This window comes from Micromonospora sp. DT41, from assembly GCF_049841715.1.
Taxonomy (GTDB): Bacteria; Actinomycetota; Actinomycetes; order Mycobacteriales; family Micromonosporaceae; genus Micromonospora; species Micromonospora profundi.
In genome coordinates, this window is sequence record NZ_JBNCKU010000014.1 from 131,611 (window position 1) to 151,575 (window position 19,965).

Annotated in this window: 15 protein-coding genes; 8 read left to right on the plus strand and 7 right to left on the minus strand. The window is 70.0% G+C overall.

The genetic code is table 11. The annotated features are described in order from the left end of the window. The first annotated feature begins 9 nt into the window (after positions 1–9). The 6 genes from ACLQ23_RS24425 (at position 10) to ACLQ23_RS24450 (ending at position 8,044) form a co-directional block, all read left to right on the plus strand. Positions 10–999 carry an ABC transporter permease gene (locus tag ACLQ23_RS24425; RefSeq protein ID WP_355588873.1) on the plus strand — a complete coding sequence of 330 codons (990 nt, stop codon included), beginning with the start codon at positions 10–12 and terminating at the stop codon, positions 997–999. Further along, on the plus strand, positions 996–1,904 hold the full coding sequence (locus ACLQ23_RS24430; protein ID WP_355588875.1) for a carbohydrate ABC transporter permease: 909 nt from the start codon (positions 996–998) through the stop codon (positions 1,902–1,904). Before ACLQ23_RS24425 ends, ACLQ23_RS24430 begins: the two co-directional genes overlap by 4 nt. 39 nt (positions 1,905–1,943) lie before the next feature. Next, positions 1,944–3,581 (plus strand): extracellular solute-binding protein, encoded by a 1,638-nt coding sequence (locus tag ACLQ23_RS24435; protein ID WP_355588876.1) that lies wholly within the window; start codon positions 1,944–1,946, stop codon positions 3,579–3,581. A 109-nt stretch (positions 3,582–3,690) separates the two neighbouring features. Next, positions 3,691–5,232: a GH39 family glycosyl hydrolase gene (locus tag ACLQ23_RS24440; protein ID WP_355632050.1), complete on the plus strand. Its 1,542-nt coding sequence runs from the start codon at positions 3,691–3,693 to the stop codon at positions 5,230–5,232. Then, positions 5,229–5,915: a DUF624 domain-containing protein gene (locus ACLQ23_RS24445; protein WP_355632047.1), complete on the plus strand. Its 687-nt coding sequence runs from the start codon at positions 5,229–5,231 to the stop codon at positions 5,913–5,915. The genes ACLQ23_RS24440 and ACLQ23_RS24445 overlap by 4 nt, the downstream gene beginning before the upstream one ends. A gap of 32 nt (positions 5,916–5,947) precedes the next feature. Continuing rightward, positions 5,948–8,044, plus strand: a complete 2,097-nt coding sequence (locus ACLQ23_RS24450; RefSeq protein ID WP_425881165.1) for an alpha-glucuronidase — start codon at positions 5,948–5,950, stop codon at positions 8,042–8,044. Between the two features lie 16 nt (positions 8,045–8,060). On the opposite strand, the gene manD is transcribed toward ACLQ23_RS24450, so the two are convergent. After that, positions 8,061–9,269, minus strand: a complete 1,209-nt coding sequence (gene manD / locus ACLQ23_RS24455) for a D-mannonate dehydratase ManD (protein ID WP_425881162.1) — start codon at positions 9,267–9,269, stop codon at positions 8,061–8,063. A gap of 316 nt (positions 9,270–9,585) precedes the next feature. Between manD and ACLQ23_RS24460 the strand changes: the two genes are divergently transcribed. Beyond that, positions 9,586–10,932, plus strand: coding sequence for an extracellular catalytic domain type 1 short-chain-length polyhydroxyalkanoate depolymerase (locus tag ACLQ23_RS24460; RefSeq protein ID WP_355588885.1), 1,347 nt, complete (start codon positions 9,586–9,588; stop codon positions 10,930–10,932). A gap of 42 nt (positions 10,933–10,974) precedes the next feature. Next, on the plus strand, positions 10,975–12,384 hold the full coding sequence (locus ACLQ23_RS24465; protein ID WP_425881163.1) for an endo-1,4-beta-xylanase: 1,410 nt from the start codon (positions 10,975–10,977) through the stop codon (positions 12,382–12,384). A 207-nt stretch (positions 12,385–12,591) separates the two neighbouring features. Here the strand turns inward: ACLQ23_RS24465 and ACLQ23_RS24470 are convergent, their stop codons facing one another. The 6 genes from ACLQ23_RS24470 to sthA form a co-directional block, all read right to left on the minus strand. Then, complete coding sequence (locus ACLQ23_RS24470; RefSeq protein WP_425881164.1) at positions 12,592–14,061, minus strand: hypothetical protein; 1,470 nt, start codon at positions 14,059–14,061, stop codon at positions 12,592–12,594. A 17-nt stretch (positions 14,062–14,078) separates the two neighbouring features. Continuing rightward, positions 14,079–14,663, minus strand: coding sequence for a hypothetical protein (locus ACLQ23_RS24475; RefSeq protein WP_355588891.1), 585 nt, complete (start codon positions 14,661–14,663; stop codon positions 14,079–14,081). Between the two features lie 46 nt (positions 14,664–14,709). Beyond that, the gene (locus ACLQ23_RS24480; protein WP_355588893.1) at positions 14,710–15,231 is read right to left on the minus strand and encodes a hypothetical protein; all 522 of its coding nucleotides are present in this window, start codon (positions 15,229–15,231) and stop codon (positions 14,710–14,712) included. Continuing rightward, positions 15,228–15,512, minus strand: coding sequence for a hypothetical protein (locus ACLQ23_RS24485; RefSeq protein ID WP_053653796.1), 285 nt, complete (start codon positions 15,510–15,512; stop codon positions 15,228–15,230). The genes ACLQ23_RS24480 and ACLQ23_RS24485 overlap by 4 nt, the downstream gene beginning before the upstream one ends. A gap of 46 nt (positions 15,513–15,558) precedes the next feature. Next, positions 15,559–18,306: an AAA family ATPase gene (locus ACLQ23_RS24490; protein ID WP_355588895.1), complete on the minus strand. Its 2,748-nt coding sequence runs from the start codon at positions 18,304–18,306 to the stop codon at positions 15,559–15,561. An 88-nt stretch (positions 18,307–18,394) separates the two neighbouring features. Beyond that, on the minus strand, positions 18,395–19,798 hold the full coding sequence (gene sthA, locus ACLQ23_RS24495) for a Si-specific NAD(P)(+) transhydrogenase (RefSeq protein WP_355588897.1): 1,404 nt from the start codon (positions 19,796–19,798) through the stop codon (positions 18,395–18,397). Positions 19,799–19,965 lie beyond the last annotated feature (167 nt).

Consider the following 19,965-nt stretch of genomic DNA (forward strand, 5'->3'; position numbering starts at 1 on the left):
AGGCCGCTCATGACATCCGAGACGCTGCGGCCGCCGCCGGCGCCGCCCCCCGCTCCGGCGGCGGCTGTCGCACCTGCCCCGCCCGCGCGGCGACACCGTCGGACCTGGCGGCAGGCGCTGCGCCGGGACTGGCAGCTCTACTCGCTCGCCGTGCTCCCGCTGCTGTTCTTCCTGATCTTCCGCTATCTGCCGATGATCGGGAACGTCATCGCGTTCCGCCGGTTCAAGCCGGGCGGCAGCATCTTCGGCGAGTACTGGGTCGGGCTGCGGTACTTCCGGATGTTCTTCACCGACCCGACGTTCTGGGAGGTGTTCACCAACACGCTCGTGCTCGGGACGTTGACCCTGCTGTTCTGCTTCCCGCTGCCGATCATCCTGGCGCTGCTGCTCAACGAGGTGCGTGCCCGCCGGTTCAAGCGGTTCGTCCAGTCGGTGTCCTACCTTCCGCACTTCCTGTCGATAGTGATCGTGGCGGCGATGGTCATGCAGTTGACCTCGGTCGACGGCACCGCCAACCAACTCGTCCGGCTCGTCGGCGGCGACCCGGTGGCGTTCCTGCAACAGCCCGAATGGTTCCGCACCATCTACGTCTCCTCCGAGGTCTGGCAGACCGTCGGCTGGGGCACCATCCTCTACCTCGCGGCGCTCACCACGATCGACGAGGACCTCTACGAGGCGGCCCGGATCGACGGCGCCAACCGGCTGCGGCAGACCTGGCACGTGACGCTGCCCGGGATCCGGCCGACGATGGTGACGCTGCTGATCCTCAACATCGGCAGCTTCATGGCCGTCGGGTTCGAGAAGATCCTGCTGCTGTACAACCCGTTGACGTACCCGACCGCGGACGTGATCTCCACGTACCTGTTCCGGATGGGTTTCCAGTCCAGCAACTTCAGCTACGCGGCAGCGATCGGTCTCTTCGAGGCGGTGATCGGGCTGGTCCTGGTCCTGTCGGCGAACCTCATCTCCCGCCGCACGGTCGGGACGAGCCTGTGGTGATCCTCGGCCGGAAGGCGGACGCCCCGACGACGCGCGGGCCGGTGGACAGCCGTGGCTACCGGATCTTCCGGATCGTCAACGCGGTGGTCCTGACCGGCGTGGTGATCGTGACGCTGTATCCGTTCCTCACCATCGTGGCCCGTTCGCTCAGCGACGAGGCGTACATCATCGCGGGGAAGGTGACCCTGGTCCCGCGCGGGTTCGACGTGACCGCGTACAAGCTTGTCATGTCGGATGCGATGTTCTGGACGAACTACCGCAACACCGTCGTGTACACGGTGGTCGCCACGATCATCTCGATCGTCCTGACCACCTGCTACGCGTACGTGCTGTCGAAGCCGCAGCTCAAGGGGCGTGGCCTCCTCGTCGGCATCGCGCTGTTCACGATGTTCTTCTCCGGCGGCCTGATCCCCAACTACGTGCTGGTCACCAGCCTCGGCATGAAGAACACCATCTGGGCCGTGGTGATCCCCAACGCCATCAGCGTGTTCAACCTGCTGGTCATGAAGGCGTTCTTCGAAAGCCTGCCGACCGAGTTGGAGGAGGCCGCGGCGGTCGACGGGCTCAACACGTACGGCATCCTGCTGCGCATCGTGCTGCCGCTGTCGAAGGCGATCATCGCGACGATGGTGCTCTTCTACGCGGTCTCCTTCTGGAACTCGTGGTTCAGCGCGTTCCTCTACTTCGACCGGCAGGACCTGCTCCCGGTCACCGTCTACCTGCGCAACCTCATCGCGGGCGCCACCAGCGCCGAGTCGGCCGCCGCCGACGCCGACAAGGTCCAGGCGGCGGCGACCTTCCAAGCCGTGACGATCGTGCTCACCACCCTGCCCATCCTGGCGGTCTACCCCTTCGTTCAGCGGTACTTCGTCCGCGGCGTGATGCTCGGCGCGGTCAAGGGCTGAGCCGCCGAACCCCCCACCCCACCACCGAAAGGACCAGCCATGCTCCACCAGACGTGGCGCCGCGTGGCGTTGGCCACCGCGGGTCTGCTCGCGCTCAGCCTGACCACCGCCTGCTCCGAGGACCCCGGCGAGTCGACGGACCTCTCGGAGAACCGTGCCGGCGCGATGGCGAACTACGGTGTCGGCGACCAGTTCAAGGCCACCGAGGCGCTCTCCTTCTCGACCCTCTACAACAACCACACGTTCTATCCGCTCAAGGAAGACTGGCTGTTCTGGTCCGAGCTCACCAAGCGGACCAACGTCAAGATCGACCCGGTCGCCGTACCGCTCAGCGACTACGAGCAGAAGCGCAGCCTCCTCATCGGCGCCGGGGACGCGCCACTGATCATTCCCAAGACGTACCACCCGCAGGAGGACGCGTTCGTGTCCTCCGGGGCGATCCTTCCGGTGAGCGACTACCTGGACCTGATGCCCAACCTCAAGGACAAGATCGCCAAGTGGAACCTGAAGCCGGAGATCGACAACCTGCGGCAGTCCGACGGCAAGTTCTACCTGCTGCCCGGCCTGCACGAGAAGCCCACGCAGGACTACACGGTGCTGGTGCGCACCGACATCATGCAGGAGCTGAACCTCCCCGTCCCGAAGACCTGGGACGACCTGTACTCGGTGCTCAAGGCGATGAAGGCGAAGTACCCGAACGTCTACCCGTACTCCGACCTGTTCAGTAAGCCCACACCGACCGGCGCCCTGCTGAACATTCTCAGCGCGTCCTTCGGCACGCGGGCCGGTTGGGACTACCAGCACGCCACCTGGGATCCGGCGGCGAAGAAGTTCATCTACACGGGTGGGTCCGAGCAGTACAAGCAGATGCTCACGTACCTGCACAAGCTCGTCGACGAGGGTCTGCTCGACCCGGAGAGCTTCACCCAGACCGACGACCAGGCGCGGCAGAAGCTCGCCAACGGGAAGTCGTTCGTGGTCACCGGCAACGCGCAGACCCTTGTCAACAACCACCGGCCCGACCTGGCCAAGACGCTGCCGAACGCGAAGATGGCCAAGATTCCACTGCCGGTCGGCCCGGCCGGTGAGATCAACCCCTTCTCCCGCCTGGAGAACGGGATCATGATCTCCACGAAGGCCCGGGAGAGCAAGAACTTCGTGGCAATGATGCAGTTCATCGACTGGCTGTGGTACTCGGACGCCGGCCTCGAGTTCGCCCGCTGGGGCATCGAGGGCACCACCTTCACCAAGGACGCGTCCGGGAAGCGCACCCTCGACCCCGGCGTCGACTTCCTCGGCCTCAACCCGAAGGCGCCCAAGCACCTGCAGAAGGACTTCGGCTTCCAGAACGGCGTCTTCGCCTACGGCGGCAGCCCCGACCTGGTCCGCGGGTTCTTCTCCCCGGAGGAGTTGGAGTTCCAGAAGGTGATGGACGCCCGCACCCCGAGGGAGGTGGCACCGCCCGCCCCGTTGACCGACGAGGAGCGCGAGCAGGTGTCGCTCTGGGAGACGCCGCTGAAGGACTTCGTCTCGCAGAACACGCTGAAGTTCGCCCTGGGCCAGCGGCCGCTGAGCGAGTGGGACGCGTACGTGGCCGAACTGAAGGCCAAGAACGCCGACCAGTACATCGACACGGTCAACAAGGCGTACGAGCGGTTCCAGAAGAACAACGGCTGACCAACGGGGAGTCCGGTCGGGCTGCTGATCGCGGCCCGACCGGGCATCCCGGCGACCACTGCCGGCGCGGTGCGCGTCACCCGTCCGGCAGGACGATCCGAGGACAGCGATGCGCATCACCGTTCCCGACCAGCCCACCGGCCGGCTCACGGACGCCTGGCGACGCTGCGTCGGCACCGGCCGTTTCGAGCTGGCCCTGCGTCGCGACTACCAGGACTCGCTGGCCCTCGTCCAGGCCGACATCGGGTTCCGGCACATCCGTGGGCACGGTCTGCTCAGCGACGGCGTCGGCGTGCACCGCCCGTACGAGCACGACGGCAAGCGTCGCGTGCACCACTGCTTCACGTACGTCGACCAGGTCGTCGACGCGTACCTCGACCTGGGCATCCGGCCGTTCGTCGAACTGGGTTTCATGCCGTCGGGCCTCGCCTCCGGCGACCAGACGGTGTTCTGGTGGAAGGGCAACGTCACACCACCCGCGTCCCTGTCCGAGTGGGCCGACCTGGTCCGCGCCACAGTGGCACACCTGGTCGACAGGTACGGCCTCAACGAGGTGCGCGGCTGGCCCATCGAGGTGTGGAACGAGCCGAACCTGGAGCCGTTCTGGCAGGGCGCGGACCGCGACGCCTACCACCGCCTGTACGAGGCCAGCGCGCACGCCGTCAAGGACGTCGACGCGTCGCTGCAGGTCGGCGGCCCGGCGATCTCCCCGGGTGCTGACGACTGGTTGGCGTCGTTCGCCGAGTTCGTCACCGACAGGCAGGTGCCCGTCGACTTCGTCAGCCGGCACGCGTACACCTCGGGGCCGGCCCAGCACGTGCCGTTCGGCACCCACCAGACCCTCGCCCCGGCAGCCGACCTGCTGACCCAGTTCGCCGCGCCGCGCCAGCACCTTGCCGGCACCCCGTTGGCGGACCTGCCGGTGCACATCACCGAGTTCAACTCGTCCTACCGACCGGACAACCCGATCCACGACACCGCTTTCCACGCCGCGTACCTGGCACCCGTGCTCGCCACCGGCGGCGACCTTGTCGACTCGTTCTCGTACTGGACGTTCAGCGACACGTTCGAGGAGGTGGGGGTGCCGACCGCGCTGTTACACGGCGGGTTCGGCCTGCTCACCCACCGCCAGATCAAGAAACCCGCCTACCACCTGTACGCGTTCATGGCCCGCCTCGGCGGCGACGTGCTCGCCCGCGGCGACGACCACCTGGTCACCCGGCACCGCGACGGCCGGATCGCCGTGCTGGCGTGGGCGCCCGTGGACGTCACAGGCCGGTCACCGGCACCCGACCGGCACCCGCTGGCACTGTCCGTCCCGCTCGGCCCGCCCGGAACGACGTCGGCGTTCCTGCTCCGCTCGTCGGTAGGCGAGGAGGCCGGCAACGCATGGGCGGCGTGGACCGAGATGGGTTGCCCCCGCTCGCCGTCCCCGCGGCAGCTCGACGCCCTGCGGGAGGCGGCCGAGCCGGCGCGTACGCACCGCGCGCTGCCGGTCGCCGCCGGCCGGGTCGAGGTGGAGTTCACCCTCGGCCGACACGAGGTCACCCTCCTCGAACTCAGCGCGGTCGAGGACGAAACCCCACAGTGGTGGAACGTCGACCGTCTGCTCGGGCACCCTGTCGCGACCGACCGGAAGGAGCAGCGGTGAGCAGCGCACAAGCCCTGCGACAGTTCGGCGACGGGCCGCTGTCGCGGATCACCTCCCGCGTCTACATCCTGCTCGTCGTCGAGCTGCTGTTCCTGCTCACCACACTGCCCGGCCTGCTGCCGTTGGTGCTGCTGGGCCGCGACCCCAGCAACCTGCCGCTGGTGGCGGCCCTGCTGGTGCCTGTCGGTCCCGCCCTCTCGGCAGCCCTGTACGCAGTCCGCCACCAGCGCTGCGACCTGACCGACCTGCGACCCGCGGCGCTGTTCTGGCGCGGCTACCGGGCCAACCTGCGTGCCGTGCTACGCGTCTGGGTGCCGACGCTGCTGTGGCTGACAGTGCTCGCCGTGAACCTCTCCTACCGGGACGCGGTAGGCCTCGCCACCTGGTGGACGGTGCCGCTGGTCCTGATCGGTGCGGCGGTGACGCTCTGCGCGGCGAACGCCCTGGTGATCGCCTCGCTTTTCGACTTCCGTACCCGCGACGTTCTCCGGTTGGCCGTGCACTTCCTCGTGCGTACCCCCGGGGTTGCCGTCGGCAACGCCCTGCTGCTGGCCGCGGCGGCCGGGATCACCGCGGTCTTCTCCGAGGTGGTCCTCGCGATGCTGGGCTCGATCGCGGCCCTGGCGCTGCTGCGCGTCGGCGACCCCATGGTCCGGATGATCCGTGAGGAGTTCACCAAGTGAGCACGCCGGAGTTCGTGGACGTGGAGGGGCCGATGTTCGTGGCGGATCCGTTTGACGTCGAGGAACCACGGGTGCACGCCGCCTGGCTGCCACCGGAGGCGTTCCGGTCGCTGGGCGCGCGACGCGTGCTCGTGCACGGCGACGGGCTGCTCGTCGACACCGTCCTCGACGAGGTGGCCCGCGCCTGCGCGCGCTACGGCGGGCGGATGTGGCATTCGCCGTCCTGGGACGTCGACGTCGATCTGGTGCTGACGCTGCGCCGGGCGGACGCGCTGCCGAGTTCGACGGCGCAGGCGGCGCGGGCGGCGGGCGAGGCGGCGCTTGTCGAGGACGGCCGGACGCTCGGCGACGAGGGGTTCCTGCTGGCGCGGGCCGGCGACGTGACTGTCGTGCTGGCCGACGCTCCCGCCGGCCTGCTGTACGGGCTGTTCCACGTGGTCCGGCTCTGCGCGGCGGCGTTCGATCCGGCCCGTCCGCCGGAGCTGCACCGGCCCGCACTGCGCCGCCGGATGCTCAACCACTGGGACAACGTGGCGGTGCATCCGGTGATGGGCCAGGTCGAACGAGGGTACGCGGGCGGCTCGATCTTCTGGCGCGACGGCCGTCCGCGTGGCGACCTGGCCCGACTTCGGGCGTACGGGCGGCTGCTGGCCGCCAGCGGGATCAACGCGATATCGGTGAACAACGTCAACGTGGCGCGGGCCGAGGCGCGGCTGCTCACCGACCGGCTCGGCGACGTCGCCGAGATCGCCGACGTCCTGCGTCCGTACGGCATCCGGGTGCACCTGTCGGTCACCTTCGCCGCGCCGGTGGCCCTTGGCGGTCTGAGCAGCGCGGACCCGGCCGACGAGGCGGTGCGCGCGTGGTGGGCCGCCACGACCCGGGCGGTGTACGAGCGCATCCCGGATTTCGGCGGCTACGTGGTGAAGGCGGACTCCGAGGGGCAACCCGGCCCGTTCACCTACGGCCGTGACCACGCCGACGGGGCGAACCTGCTCGCCGAGGCCCTCGCCCCGCACGGGGGAGTGGTGCACTGGCGGGCTTTCGTCTACGACCACCACCAGGACTGGCGGGACCGGTCGACCGACCGGGCGCGCGCCGCCTACGACCACTTCACGCCGCTCGACGGGCGGTTCCGCGCCAACGTCGTCCTCCAGGTGAAGTTCGGCCCGGTGGACTTCCAGGTGCGCGAGCCCGTGTCACCGGTGCTCGCCGCGCTGCCCGCCACGCGGGTCGCCGTGGAGTTCCAGGTCACCCAGGAGTACACGGGCCAGCAGCGGCACATCTGTCACCTCGGCCCGTGGTGGAGCGAGGTGCTGCGGTTCGCGCCGTGGGGTCCCGGCGGGCGGACGATCGCCGACGTGGCCACCGGCGAGCGGGGGGAGGGCGGCGGGCTGGTCGCCGTGGCCAACACCGGCGACGACCCGTTCTGGACCGGGCATCCGTTGGCGCAGGCCAACCTGTACACGTTCGGTCGCCTCGCCTGGGATCCCCGGCTGGACCCCGGGGCCGTCCTGGACGAGTGGATGACGCTTACCTTCCCGCCGTCGGCGACCGCCGACCCGGAGCTGGTGCGGCGGACCCTGCACGAGGTCATGGACGACTCCTGGCGCACCTACGAGCGGTACACCGCCCCGTTGGGCATCGGCTTCATGGTCCACCCGGGTGACCACTACGGCCCCGACGTCGACGGGTACGAGTATTCGCGGTGGGGCACCTACCACTTCGCCGACCGCGACGGCGTCGGTGTGAACCGCAGCCGCGCGTCCGGCACCGGCTTCGCCGGCCAGTACCCGCCGTACTGGGCGGACGTGTACGAGTCACCCGAGCGCTGCCCGGACGAGCTGCTGTTGTTCTTCCACCACGTGCCGTACACCCACGTGCTGCACAGCGGGTCCACGGTCATCCAGCACATCTACGATACCCACTTCGCTGGGGTGGAGGAGGTGGAGGCGATGCGGCGGCGCTGGCAGACGCTGAACGGGATGATCGACCCGGCCGTGTACGTGCGGGTGGCCGAGCGACTCGACGAGCAGGTGCGCTCGGCAATCGAGTGGCGCGATCAGATCAACACGTACTTCCTGCGCAAGTCCGGGGTGCCGGACGCGCACGGCCGGCGCATCTACTGACCGGCGCCGGCCGCGCTCACCAGGGGTGCACCGTGCCGTCCTCCAGCCGGTTCACCGGCAGGTACGCCGGAGCGTACGGGTACCGGGCCGCCGCCTCCTCGTCGATGTCCACCCCGAGGCCGGGGGTCTCGGCGGGGTGCAGGTAGCCGTCGGCGTAGTGGTAGCCGTGGGGGAACACCTCGTCGGTCTCGGCCGTGTGCCGCATGTATTCCTGAAGGCCGAAGTTGGGGATCGAGATGTCGAGCTGGAGCGCGGCGGCCATGCAGACCGGCGAGAGGTCGGTGGCCCCGTGCGAGCCGCTGCGTACGTGGTGCAGCGCCGCCAGGTCGAAGATGCGGCGCAGGTGGGTGATCCCGCCGGCGTGCACGACTGTGGCCCGGACGTAGTCGATGAGCTGTTCCCGGATGAGCTGGGCGGCGTCGTGGATGCTGTTGAAGACCTCGCCCACGGCGATCGGCGTGGTGGTGTGCTGCCGGATCAGCCGGAAGCCCTCCTGGAGGTCGGCGGGGACCGGGTCCTCCATCCAGGTCAGCGCGTACGGCTCCAGGCTGCGGCCGAGTCGTGCCGCCTCGATGGGGGTGAGCCGGTGGTGCACGTCGTGCAGCAGCCGCAGGGTGGGGCCGAACTCGTCGCGGACACGGGCGAACACCGTCGGCACGTGCGCCAGGTAGCGGGCCGTGGACCAGGTCGCCTCGCTGGGCAGCGCCGCGTCGGCCGGCTCGTAGAAGAGCTTGTCGGCGCTTACCCCGTACGTCTTGGGCAGGCCCGGCACGCCGCACTGGACCCGGACCGCCCGGTAGCCGAGGTCGAGGTAGCGGGCGACCTCCACCAGCACCTCCTCGACGGACTCGCCGTTGGCGTGGCCGTACACGGTGACGCCCTCGCGGGACCGGCCACCCAGCAGCTGGTAGACCGGTAGGCCGGCGACCTTGCCCTTGATGTCCCACAGAGCGGTGTCCACCGCCGCGATCGCGCTCATGGTGACGGGTCCGCGCCGCCAGTACGCGCCCTGGTACAGGTACTGCCAGGTGTCCTCGATCCGCGCTGGGTCCCGGCCGATCAGCAGCGGTGCCACGTGGTCGCGCAGGTACGACGCGACGGCCAGCTCTCGGCCGTTGAGGGTGGCGTCTCCGACGCCGGTGACGCCCTCATCCGTGACGATCTTGAGGGTGACGAAGTTTCGGCCCGGACAGGTCACGATGACCCGGGCGTCGACGATCTTCACTCGATCTCCTTCGGGCCCACGGGTCGGCTGTGGACGCCGCAGGGGGTGGCGCGAGGGGCGGGGGAGGAGCGCGATGTGCTTATCGGGAACGTCCCGATAATAGCCCGTCGCCTGTCGACGGCGACCAATGCGGCGACGCCGCCTTCGTGCCCAGGTCGCCCGCAATCCGTTGCACCGAAAGGTTTCCGGAATCCTTGACAATCGAGTGCGCTCGATTGAAGCTGACTTGGTCACGCGAGCCGCGGTCATGGTCGGGCGAAGGGCAGTCCTCGACTAACCCCCCTTCCATGCGTCAATTCCCGAGGAATCGCGAACGATGACACTGAAGACAAGGATGCTCGGCGTCGTCATGGCGGTCGTGACACTGGCCGCAGCCGCTCTGACGTTCGCCGCCCCCGCGTCCGCGGCGACGCTCACCCAGGTGACCGGCTTCGGCACCAACCCCACAAACCTCCAGATGCACCTGTACGTCCCGGACCGGGTGGCGTCCCGACCGGCGGTCCTGCTGGCCTTGCACTACTGCACGGGAACAGGCCCGGCGTTCCACTCCGGCACCCAGTACGCGTCCCTCGCCGACAGGTACGGGTTCATCGTGATCTACCCGTCCGCGACCCGCAGCAGCAAGTGCTGGGACGTGGCCTCGCCGCAGGCGCTGCGTCGAGGCGGCGGCAGCGACCCGGTCGGGCTCATGTCGATGGTCGACTACGTGCGGCAGCGGTACACCGCCGACCCGGCCCGGATCTTCGTCACCGGCACGTCGTCGGGCGCGATGATGACCAACGTCATGCTCGGTGACTACCCCGACGTGTTCGCGGCGGGCGCGTCCTTCGCCGGTGTGCCCTTCGGCTGCTTCGCCACCGGCGGCAGCTCGGAGTGGAACAGCGAGTGCGCCAACGGCCAGCTCATCAGGACCCCGCAGCAGTGGGGGGACCTGGTCCGTGGGGCGTACCCCGGCTACACCGGGCAGCGACCACGGATGCAGATCTGGCACGGCACCAACGACGAGACGCTGCGCTACCCGAACTTCGGTGAGCAGGTCAAGCAGTGGACGAACGTGCACGGGCTGAGCCAGACCCCGACGTACACCGACTCACCGCAGTCCGGTTACACAAGGACCCGGTACGGCAGCAGCGGGCCGATGGCGCCGGTCGAGGCGATAAGCATGCAGGGCGTCTCGCACAACCTGCCTGTCGACGCCGCCCAGGTGATCCGCTTCTTCGGCCTGGACGGAACCACCACGCCGCCGCCGACCACCCCGCCACCGACGACGCCTCCACCGACGACGCCTCCACCGACGACCCCTCCGCCGACGACGCCGCCCCCGACCACGCCGCCGCCATCTGAAGGCGCCTGCCGGGTGGGTTACACGGTCAACGCCTGGAACAACGGTCTCACCGCAAGCGTCACCATCACCAACACCGGGACCGCAGCGGTGAACGGATGGGCGTTGACCTTCACGCTGCCCGCCGGCCAGAGCATCACCAACGGTTGGAACGCGCAGTACGCCCCGACCAGCGGAGCGGTGACCGCCCGCAACGTCTCCTACAACGCCACCATCGCGCCGAACACGTCGGTCGAGATCGGCTTCCAGGCCACCCACAACGGCGGCACCGGCAAGCCCTCCTCCTTCGCCCTCAACGGGGCGACCTGTTCGGTCTCCTGACCCACCTCTCCCACACCACCAGTTCAGAAACGGAGTGGCACGATGAGAAAACCGAAATGGAGGGCGGCGACGAAGGCCGCCCTCGCGCTTACCGGCGCGGGCGCCCTCGCCGCCAGCATGGCGATGATCCTGCCCGGCACGGCGAGCGCGGGCACCACGTTGGGTGCGTCCGCCGCCGAGAAGAGCCGCTACTTCGGCACGGCGGTGGCCGCCAACAGGCTCTCCGACGGCGCGTACACGACGATCCTCAATCGTGAGTTCAACTCGGTGACGCCCGAGAACGAGATGAAGATCGACGCCACCGAGCCGCAGCAGGGCCAGTTCAACTTCACGAACGCCGACCGCATCGTCAACCACGCCCGCAGCCAGGGCATGAGCGTACGTGGACACACCCTGGCCTGGCACCAGCAGCAGCCGGGCTGGATGCAGAGCCTCAGCGGCAGCGCGTTGCGGCAGGCGATGCTCAACCACGTCACCCAGGTGGCGACGTACTACCGGGGCAAGGTGGTGGCCTGGGACGTCGTGAACGAGGCCTTCGACGACGGCAACTCAGGTGCCCGCCGCGACTCCAACCTCCAGCGCACCGGCAACGACTGGATCGAGGCCGCGTTCCGGGCCGCCCGCGCCGCCGACCCGGGCGCCAAGCTCTGCTACAACGACTACAACACCGACAACTGGACCTGGGCCAAGACCCAGGCCGTCTACAACATGGTGCGCGACTTCAAGTCCCGTGGTGTGCCGATCGACTGCGTGGGCTTCCAGTCGCACTTCAACAACGACTCGCCCTACGTGAGCAACTACCGCACCACGTTGTCGAGTTTCGCGGCGCTCGGCGTGGACGTGCAGATCACCGAGCTGGACATCCAGAACGCTCCGGCGAACACCTACCGGGCAGTGGTCGAGGACTGCCTGGCCGTGCCCCGCTGCAACGGGATCACGGTGTGGGGTATCCGCGACAGTGACTCGTGGCGCTCCGAGCAGAGCCCGCTGCTGTTCACAAGTGGTGGTGCGAAGAAGGCGGCGTACGACGCGGTGCTTTCCGCGTTGAACGCCGGTGGCACCACCCCGCCGCCCACGACCCCGCCGCCGACCACTCCGCCGCCGACGACGCCGCCGCCCACGACCCCGCCGCCCACCACTCCGCCGCCGACGACCCCGCCGCCGACCGGTTCCTGTACCGCGACGGTGTCGGTGAACCAGTGGCAGGGCGGTTTCGTGGCCAACGTGCGGGTGACTGCGGGATCCTCGGCACTCAACACCTGGGCGACGACGATCACGTTGCCGTCGGGCGCCGCGGTCACCAACGCCTGGAGCGCCAACCGCAGTGGTAACAGCGGCACGGTCCGCTTCACGAACGTCGACTACAACAGTCAGGTCGGCGCTGGGCAGACCATCGAGTTCGGCTTCCAGGGCACCGGCACCGCCGGCAACCTGAGCGCTACCTGCGCGTGACGCTGACGTGACACCGGCCGGTGCGGAGGGTCGTCCTCCGCACCGGCCGCACCACCCCGCCCCGGTGATCATGAGCTTTGCGTCCCGACACGCCAGGAGGGACGACGCAAACCTCATGATCGCCGGGGCTGGTTGGGCTGGTTGGGCTGGTTGGGCTGGTTGGGCTGGTTGGGCTGGTTGGGCGGGGAGCCGGGGAGCGGGGAGCGGTCAGCCTTTGCAGATCTTTCTGTCGGGCTGGACGTCTAGCTTGTTGAATACATTGTCGACCTGTCCGATGCCGGCACTTGCCGCGATCGGCCCCGCGTTGAACAGGTCCAGGAACTTGTTGATCACCTTCGCCAGGCCGCCGGGGAGTGTGTAGCCGACGCCGTAGTCCAGGGTCAGGCCGAGTTGGGTGCTGCGGCACAGCGCGAGTGGCGCTCCCAGAGCGGAACCGACTGTCAGCCCCGCAGAGGCGGTGACGATCGCGTACAACCCGGCCGTGAGACCGAACATACCCAGGCCGGCCCGGAACGCCGCCTGGTAGTAGATGATGATTCCGTTCACGCCGACCGACGGTCCACTGATCGAGTCGGTGATGCTGTTCTGGACGGTGAGGTTCCAGGGCTTCGTGACACCGAACGCGCCGTCGGCGTAACCGAAACCGACGGAGCCCCCCAGCGACCACTCGCCGGCCGCTTTGATGTTGCCGTCCTTGGCGCTGAAGGCCGTCTGTATCCCGATGACCTGGTTGGCGGTGACGGAGAACGGCACCCCGAGGATCTCGCCCACCGGGACGCTGAAATCCAGCGGGATCGGGATGCGCTTGTTGATGTTCTGACCTCTGTCGGTTGCCCCCTTGATCTCGATCCGCAGCCCGACCATCCCGCTGACCCGTAGCTCCGCCCTCCGGATCGTGGCGCCGCGAATGTCGAGGTAGAACTGGGCCGTCGGGCTCTTCATCAGCAATGTCGCCAAGCCCACGATGCGGATCCCGCCGCCGTCATAGCTGAACCGCGCGCCCACCGCGTTCACGCAACAGATCGAGGTGACGTCGAATCCGCCGATCCGCCGAGCGTCGGAGAGGCCCGCAGGGGACACGCGGACACCACTGCCGACCGGTCGCACCCGAAACGTCGAGGAGGACGGCGTCGCCGCCGCGGGCACAGCCGTTCCGCCACCCGACCCGCCACCCGCTGCGTCGTACTCGGCCCAGAAGGGCGTGCCGGCGTCGTGCCGTACCGGTTTTTCCAGGGAAACCGGGCCGTCACTGGCGAAGGTCCCGTCCCGGATCACGTCGGTGATGTTCACCGGCCCGAGGGTCACCGCCAGGTCGTCGGCGTCGCGGCGCACGTCGAGCACCCGGCCCACCGCCCGCCCGGTAAGGAACATGACCGTCCCCCGGGCGAGCTTGTCGGCGCCACTGGCACCGGGGTCGATGCGCCAGGTCAAAGCGTCCTCGGAGAGCCCGCGCACCGACCCGCCACCGCCGCCCACGAACACCACGTCCGGCTGGTAGGTCACCTTCGGGTCGGGCGCGGGCGCCACCCCGTACCGCTGGTCCTCAGCGGCGACGTCGGCCGGCGGGCGGGGTGGTTTCGGGCCGGCGTCACCCCGCTGGCAGGCTGCGAGAGGCACCAAGGTCACGGTGAGCAGCACGGCCACCGCCCGGCGACGCCGCGACCCCGGTGCCACCACAACGCCTCCCTCGCCGTTCAAAGGCGGCCGGCGGCCGTGCGCGCCGCGGTCTCCAGGGCCGTGCGGTACGTCGCCGGGTCCTCGCTGCGGACCAGCCGGATGCAGGCCCACACCCCGCCCTTGCTGACGAAGACCGTGCCGTCCTCGGCGTACGCCTCATCGCCCGCACCGCTTATCGCAGTGAACTTGTGCCCGAGTTCGCGGTCGATGTCGAGGAACTTCTTCGCACCGTCACCGACGTACACCTCGACCTGCGCGGTCGGGCCGCTCGGCGCCCCGGTGTAGGTGCAGGTGTCCCGATCCTCCGGCTTCTCCAGCGGGTCCTGAAGGGGAGTGCCCGCCAGCTTCTCCGCCTCCCCCTTGGTGACCAGTGCGCAGGCGTCGATCTTGGTGGCGGACGGAGGCGCTTCCGGCGACGCTGCGACGACCGGGTCGCCCTCGGGCGTGGCCGCCACGCTCTGTTCCGCGCCGGCCGCCGGGTTACCACCGTCGTCAGTGCCACCGAGCATCCCGCAGCCGCCGAGCGCGGTGAGCGTCGACACGGCGGCCACGGCGGCCAGGAGTTGGACACGCAGCCGCGTGCCGGGTCCGAGGTGAGTCATCGTGGCTCCACTTCCTGTCGCGAGGTCGGCCGGTCGTGGCTGTGCATCACAGCGGGAGGGCGTCGAGCACCTTGCGCAGCGCCGGCTCGTACCCGCCAGGGCTGGCACTGATCGCCTGGAAGCTGCTCATGATCACGGTGTAGGTGCCCTTGTCGCTGACCACGACGGCCTCACCTTCGATGTCCTTCACCGCGAGGTACGCCTTGCGGCCCTTGTCGACGTCCTTCACCTCCCGGTAGACCTGGGTGGCGTTCTTGCGCTGGTAGTCGTAGGTGCTCTCACCGGCGAGCGGCGAGGCGGTGGTGATGGTGAGCGAGGCGACGCCCTTGCCGTCGCCGAACAGGCAGTTGCCCTGGTCCTCCATCGGTTGTCCGACGAGGTCGGAGACCTGGGCCGCGCTGAACGGGCACGCGGGCCGGGACACGTTGGGCAGGTCGGCGTCACCGTCGACCTCGACGCCGGCCCCGGCGGCGGGATCGGCGTCGCCGGAGTCGTCGGGGCCGCAGGCGACCAGCGGAATCAGCAGCAGCGAGCACCACAGAGGTGCGATCAGTCGGCGCACGGTCATGCTTCCTTCACCTGTCGTGGGAGGTCCGGGTTGGTGGAGCTGAGCTGAGGTGGACGGATCCACCGGGCCGGAATCAGCCGGTCGACCCGCCACGCGCCGTCGGCGGCGGCCGCGGCCACCACCTCCGCGTCGGGGCCCTCGACCAGTGCGATCACGACGTTGTCGGTGGGCAACCGGATGGCGGCGACCAGCCGACAGCCCGGTGTGGTGATCTGCGGTGCGGCCGTGCCCGCCTCGGAGGAGCTGTCGTACTGCTCCAGGACGAACAGGTGATTGGCCATGAGCTGACGCTAGGCCGCAGCGGCCGGCGAGGAATCGGGCGTTTCCCTATGGTTGCGCGTCGGCCCTGGTCATCGCCGCACCCAGCTCGGCGCGGGTGGAGATGCCGAGCTTGCGGTACACCCGGGCCAGATTGGCCTCGACGGTCTTCGGGCTGACGAACAACTCGTCGGCTATGGCGCGGTTGGTCCGGCCCCGCGCCGCCAGGCGGGCCACCCGATCCTCGGTGGGGGTGAGGTGCCGAGGTGTCGGCGCGCGACCGCCGACGCGAACCAACTCCGCGCGGGCCCGCTCGGCGAACGCCGCAGCGCCGATCGCGCTGAACTCCGCCACCGCCGCCTCCAGTGCCTGCCGCGCCGGCAGCTTGCGGCGCGACCGCCGCAGCGCCATCCCGGCCACGAACAGGCAGCGGGCACGATCCAGCGGAAGAACATCCGGGGGTACGGAGTTCCGCGCGGCCGTCAACTCCTCGAGCGCCGGGCCGGGATCGCGGCCGGTGGCGCTGTCCAGCAGTACGCGGGCCCGTGCGGTGCCCAGGATCGTCCAGGGCCTCGGCAGCCGGCGGTGCCGGGCGTCCAGCCGGTGCAGCACCGCTGCGGCCCTGTCGAGTTCGCCGGCACCGACACACGCCTCGATCCAGTCCGGCTCGAAGCGCATCGCGAGCGGCTCCACCAGGCCCTGCGCGTCGATGGTGGCTGCCAGCGCGGTGTACGCGGCGGCTGCCTCCGCCATCCGTCCCGCCGACAGGGCCACGAACCCGGCCAACTGCTGGTGGATGCGCCGGCACCAGTCGTCGTCCAGTTCCTCGGCGAGCCGCAGGCCGGACTCGGCCACCCGGGCCGCCTCGGTCAGCCGGCCCCGGTGAGCGTCGAGCAGGGCGCCCAGCCAGGTCTCGGCGACCAGACCACTGCCGAGCTGGTCACCGAGATCCCGCGCGGCGGCGATGTGCCGTTCGGCCTCGTCCCACCGCCCGGCCAGCAATTCGGCCTCACCCAGGTGCGACAGCAACTCGTGTTGCAGGGGCTCGTCGCCGCGGGCCTCGGCCCGGCCGAGCATCCGGTGCAGCCGACTGCGGGCACGCTCCGCGTCGTCAATCGACTTCCACCAGATCGCCGGCACGGTGCTCGCCAGCCAGGACGGTTTGTCGCCCTCCAGGGCGAGGGCCCGCTCCAGCAGGTCGGTGCGCGGCGTCCGGCCGAGGCGTACCTCCTGGAAGAAGAGCAGGACCAGCGCGGCGGCGAGCAGGTCGTGTTCGTCGTCGCGGCCGTCCAACAGCGCGGCGGCGGCCTCGGCGTGCGCCCGTGCCGGCTCGGTGCGGTCGTTGAAGACGGCCAGGTGTGCGTGAATGCGGCCGGCCACTGCGGAACCGGGCCGGGCCGCCGCCAGTGCCCGCGTGCCGAACTCCACCGCCGCCTGTCCGGCCTCGCCGGTGGACCAGGCGACGATGGCACGCAGCAGCAGTGACTCGGCGCGGAGGTCACCGGAGAAGTCGGCGGCCACCGCCTCGGCCGCCTGCCGGGCCGCCGGCAGGTCACCGCTGTCGAGCCGGCAGCGGGCCGCGGCGAGCCGCCGCTGGCCCTGCCGCACCCGATCGTCGACGGGAGTGAGCTGGCCGGCGCGGTCGTGCAGGTCGGCGGCGAGGTCGGGCGCGCCCCGGCTGTGCCACCGGTCGGCAGCGGCGGCGAGGGTGTCCGCGACCGCCGGGTCCGGTTCCGTCGTGCACAGCGCCAGGTGCCGGGCCCGCTCGTCCGGGTCGGCCACCACGTCGGCGAGCCTGTGGTGCAGCCGGCGGCGGACGCCCGGCGGGATGCCGGCGCGTACGGCGGCGGCGTGCACCGGGTGGGTGAACCGCACGCCCGTCGGTGTCACGACGACCAGCCCGGCCTCCTCGGGGGCGTCCAGTGCGGCGGCGGGCACCCCCGCCGTCGTCAGGTCGACAAGCGTGGGCACGGTAAGCAGCGCGGCGAGCCGTACCGCGTCACGACTGACGGGGGACAACCCGGCGACGACGTCCGCGAGCAGGTGATGCATGGACGCGGCCACCGGCAGGTCGTCGCCGGGCGAGGGTTGGCGCGGCAGGCGTTGCATGGCGCGTACGACCTCGATGGTCAGCAGCGGATTGCCGCCGGCCTCCCGCGCCACCCTCACCAGCATGGGTCGGGAGAGCGTGACGCCCAACTGGTCGCGCAGGACGTGGTGCAGCGCGCCGACGTCGAGCGGCGGCAGCTCCACCCGTTCGAGCCGGCTGCCGTCGCGGCCCTCGTCGAGCCCGAGCGGCACGTCCTCGGGATCGCCCCGGCCGCGTCGGCGACTCACCAACACGCTCAGGCCCGCCACGCGCCGCAGCGCGTACCGCAACGCGCGTTCGCTCGGCCGGTCCAGCCACGGCGCGTCGTCCACCGCCACCAGCGTCGCCGGATGGGCGTCCAGTGTGGCGGCCTCCAGCAGGGAGCGGGTCGCCGCCCCGACCACGCGGACGTCGACGGCCTCCCGGACGTCGCCGGACAGGAGCACCACCTCGGCGGCCGTCCGCTGCGGCTCGGGCAGCGCGGCGACCCGGTCGGCGAGCGGGCGCAGCAGGTCGGCCAGGGCGGCGTACGGCAGCTCTGCCTCGGCCTCGGTGGGCGCGCAGCTCAGCACCAGCCAACCCGCCTGCGTGGCCCGCGTGACGAGCGCCCGCCAGAGTTCGGACTTGCCGATGCCGGCTGGCCCCTCCACCAGCACCGGCCCGGGGCGGCCCAGCTGCTGCCAGGCCCGGTCGAACACCTCGTCCCGCCCGACGACGGCGTGTCGCATGGGGAAATTCTGGCACTGGAGACGGACGCCGGGGCATCCCGCCAACGGGTGATCGGGGATGGCCCGCAGACCGGCTGACCGGCGGAGACTACCCGTCGATGCGAGTGATGTTGCGAATCTTGTTGGACGCGTCCAGAGCGGCCACCTTGTACGCCTCGGCCAGCGTGGGATAGTTGAACACCGCGTCCACCAGGTAGTCGATAGTGCCACCGCACCCGATCACGGCCTGCCCGATGTGGACGATCTCGGTGGCGGCGGTGCCGAACACGTGCACCCCGAGCAGCCGCCCGTCGTCGGGGCAGACGAGCAGCTTCAACATCCCGTACGAGTCACCGACGATCTGGCCCCGGGCCAGCTCGCGGTAGCGGGCGATGCCCACCTCGAACGGCGTCGAGGAGTCGGTGAGCTGTGCCTCGGTCTGCCCGACGAAGCTGATCTCCGGGATGGTGTAGATGCCGATGGGTTGCAGGCCGTGCATCTCACGGATCGGCTCGCCGCAGGCGTGCTGCGCGGCCAGCCGGCCCTGCTCCATCGAGGTGGACGCCAGCGCCGGGAAGCCGATCACGTCGCCGACCGCGTAGATGTTGTCGACAGAGGTGCGGTAGTTGGCGTCGACGGTGATCCGGCCGCGTCGGTCCGCCTCCAGCCCGGCCGCCTCCAGGGCCAGGTCGTCGGTCTGCCCCTGCCGGCCTGCCGAGTACATCACAGTGTCGGCGACGATCTTCTTGCCGCTCTTGAGGATGCACAGCGCGGCGGTCTGGTGCTTCTCGACCGCGGCGACCTCCTCGCCGAAGCGGAACGCCACGGACAGGTCCCGCAGGTGGTACTTGAGCGACTCGACGACCTCCTCGTCGCAGAAGTCGAGCATCCGGTCGCGGCGCTCCACGACTGTCACCTTCGTGCCGAGCGCGGCGAACATCGACGCGTACTCCATGCCGATCACGCCGGCGCCGACCACCACCATGCTGCGGGGTACGGCCTGGAGGTTGATGACGCCATCGGAGTCCACGATGGTGCGGTCGTCGAAGTCGACGCTGTCCGGACGGGCCGGGCGGGTGCCCGCCGCGATGATGGCCTTGTCGAAGGTCACCTTGGACTCGCGGCCCGACCCGGCGTCCACCCAGATGGAGTGGGCGTCCGCGAAACGCCCCGTCCCGGTGATCATCGCGACGCGGTTGCGGGCGAGCTGGTTGCGGATGACGTCGGTCTGCCTGGTGATCACGTGCTGGGTCCGGGCGGCCAGGTCGCTTACCGTGATCTCCTCCTTGACCCGGTAGCTGCTGCCGTAGAGATCCCGCTGGCTCAGGCCGGTCAGATAGAGCACGGCCTCGCGCAGTGTCTTGGACGGCACGGTGCCGGTGTTGATGCACACCCCACCGATCATGTCGCGGCGGTCCACGATGCCGACCCGCCTGCCGAGCTTGGCGGCGGCGATCGCGGCCTTCTGACCGCTGGGTCCGGAACCCAGCACCAACAGGTCGTAGTCATACACGATCGCTAGCGTCCCAAGATGTCGCCGACCGCGCCAGAGCCGAGCGCCACTCATCCGCAGGCTCGCGTCGGGCGCTGGCGGTGAATGTCCCTAGTGCCGTGACCACGAACGTTGACGGTGTTGGGGTCAGGCTGCTCGGGTGGTGGGTTGGCCCCAGTGTCGTTGTC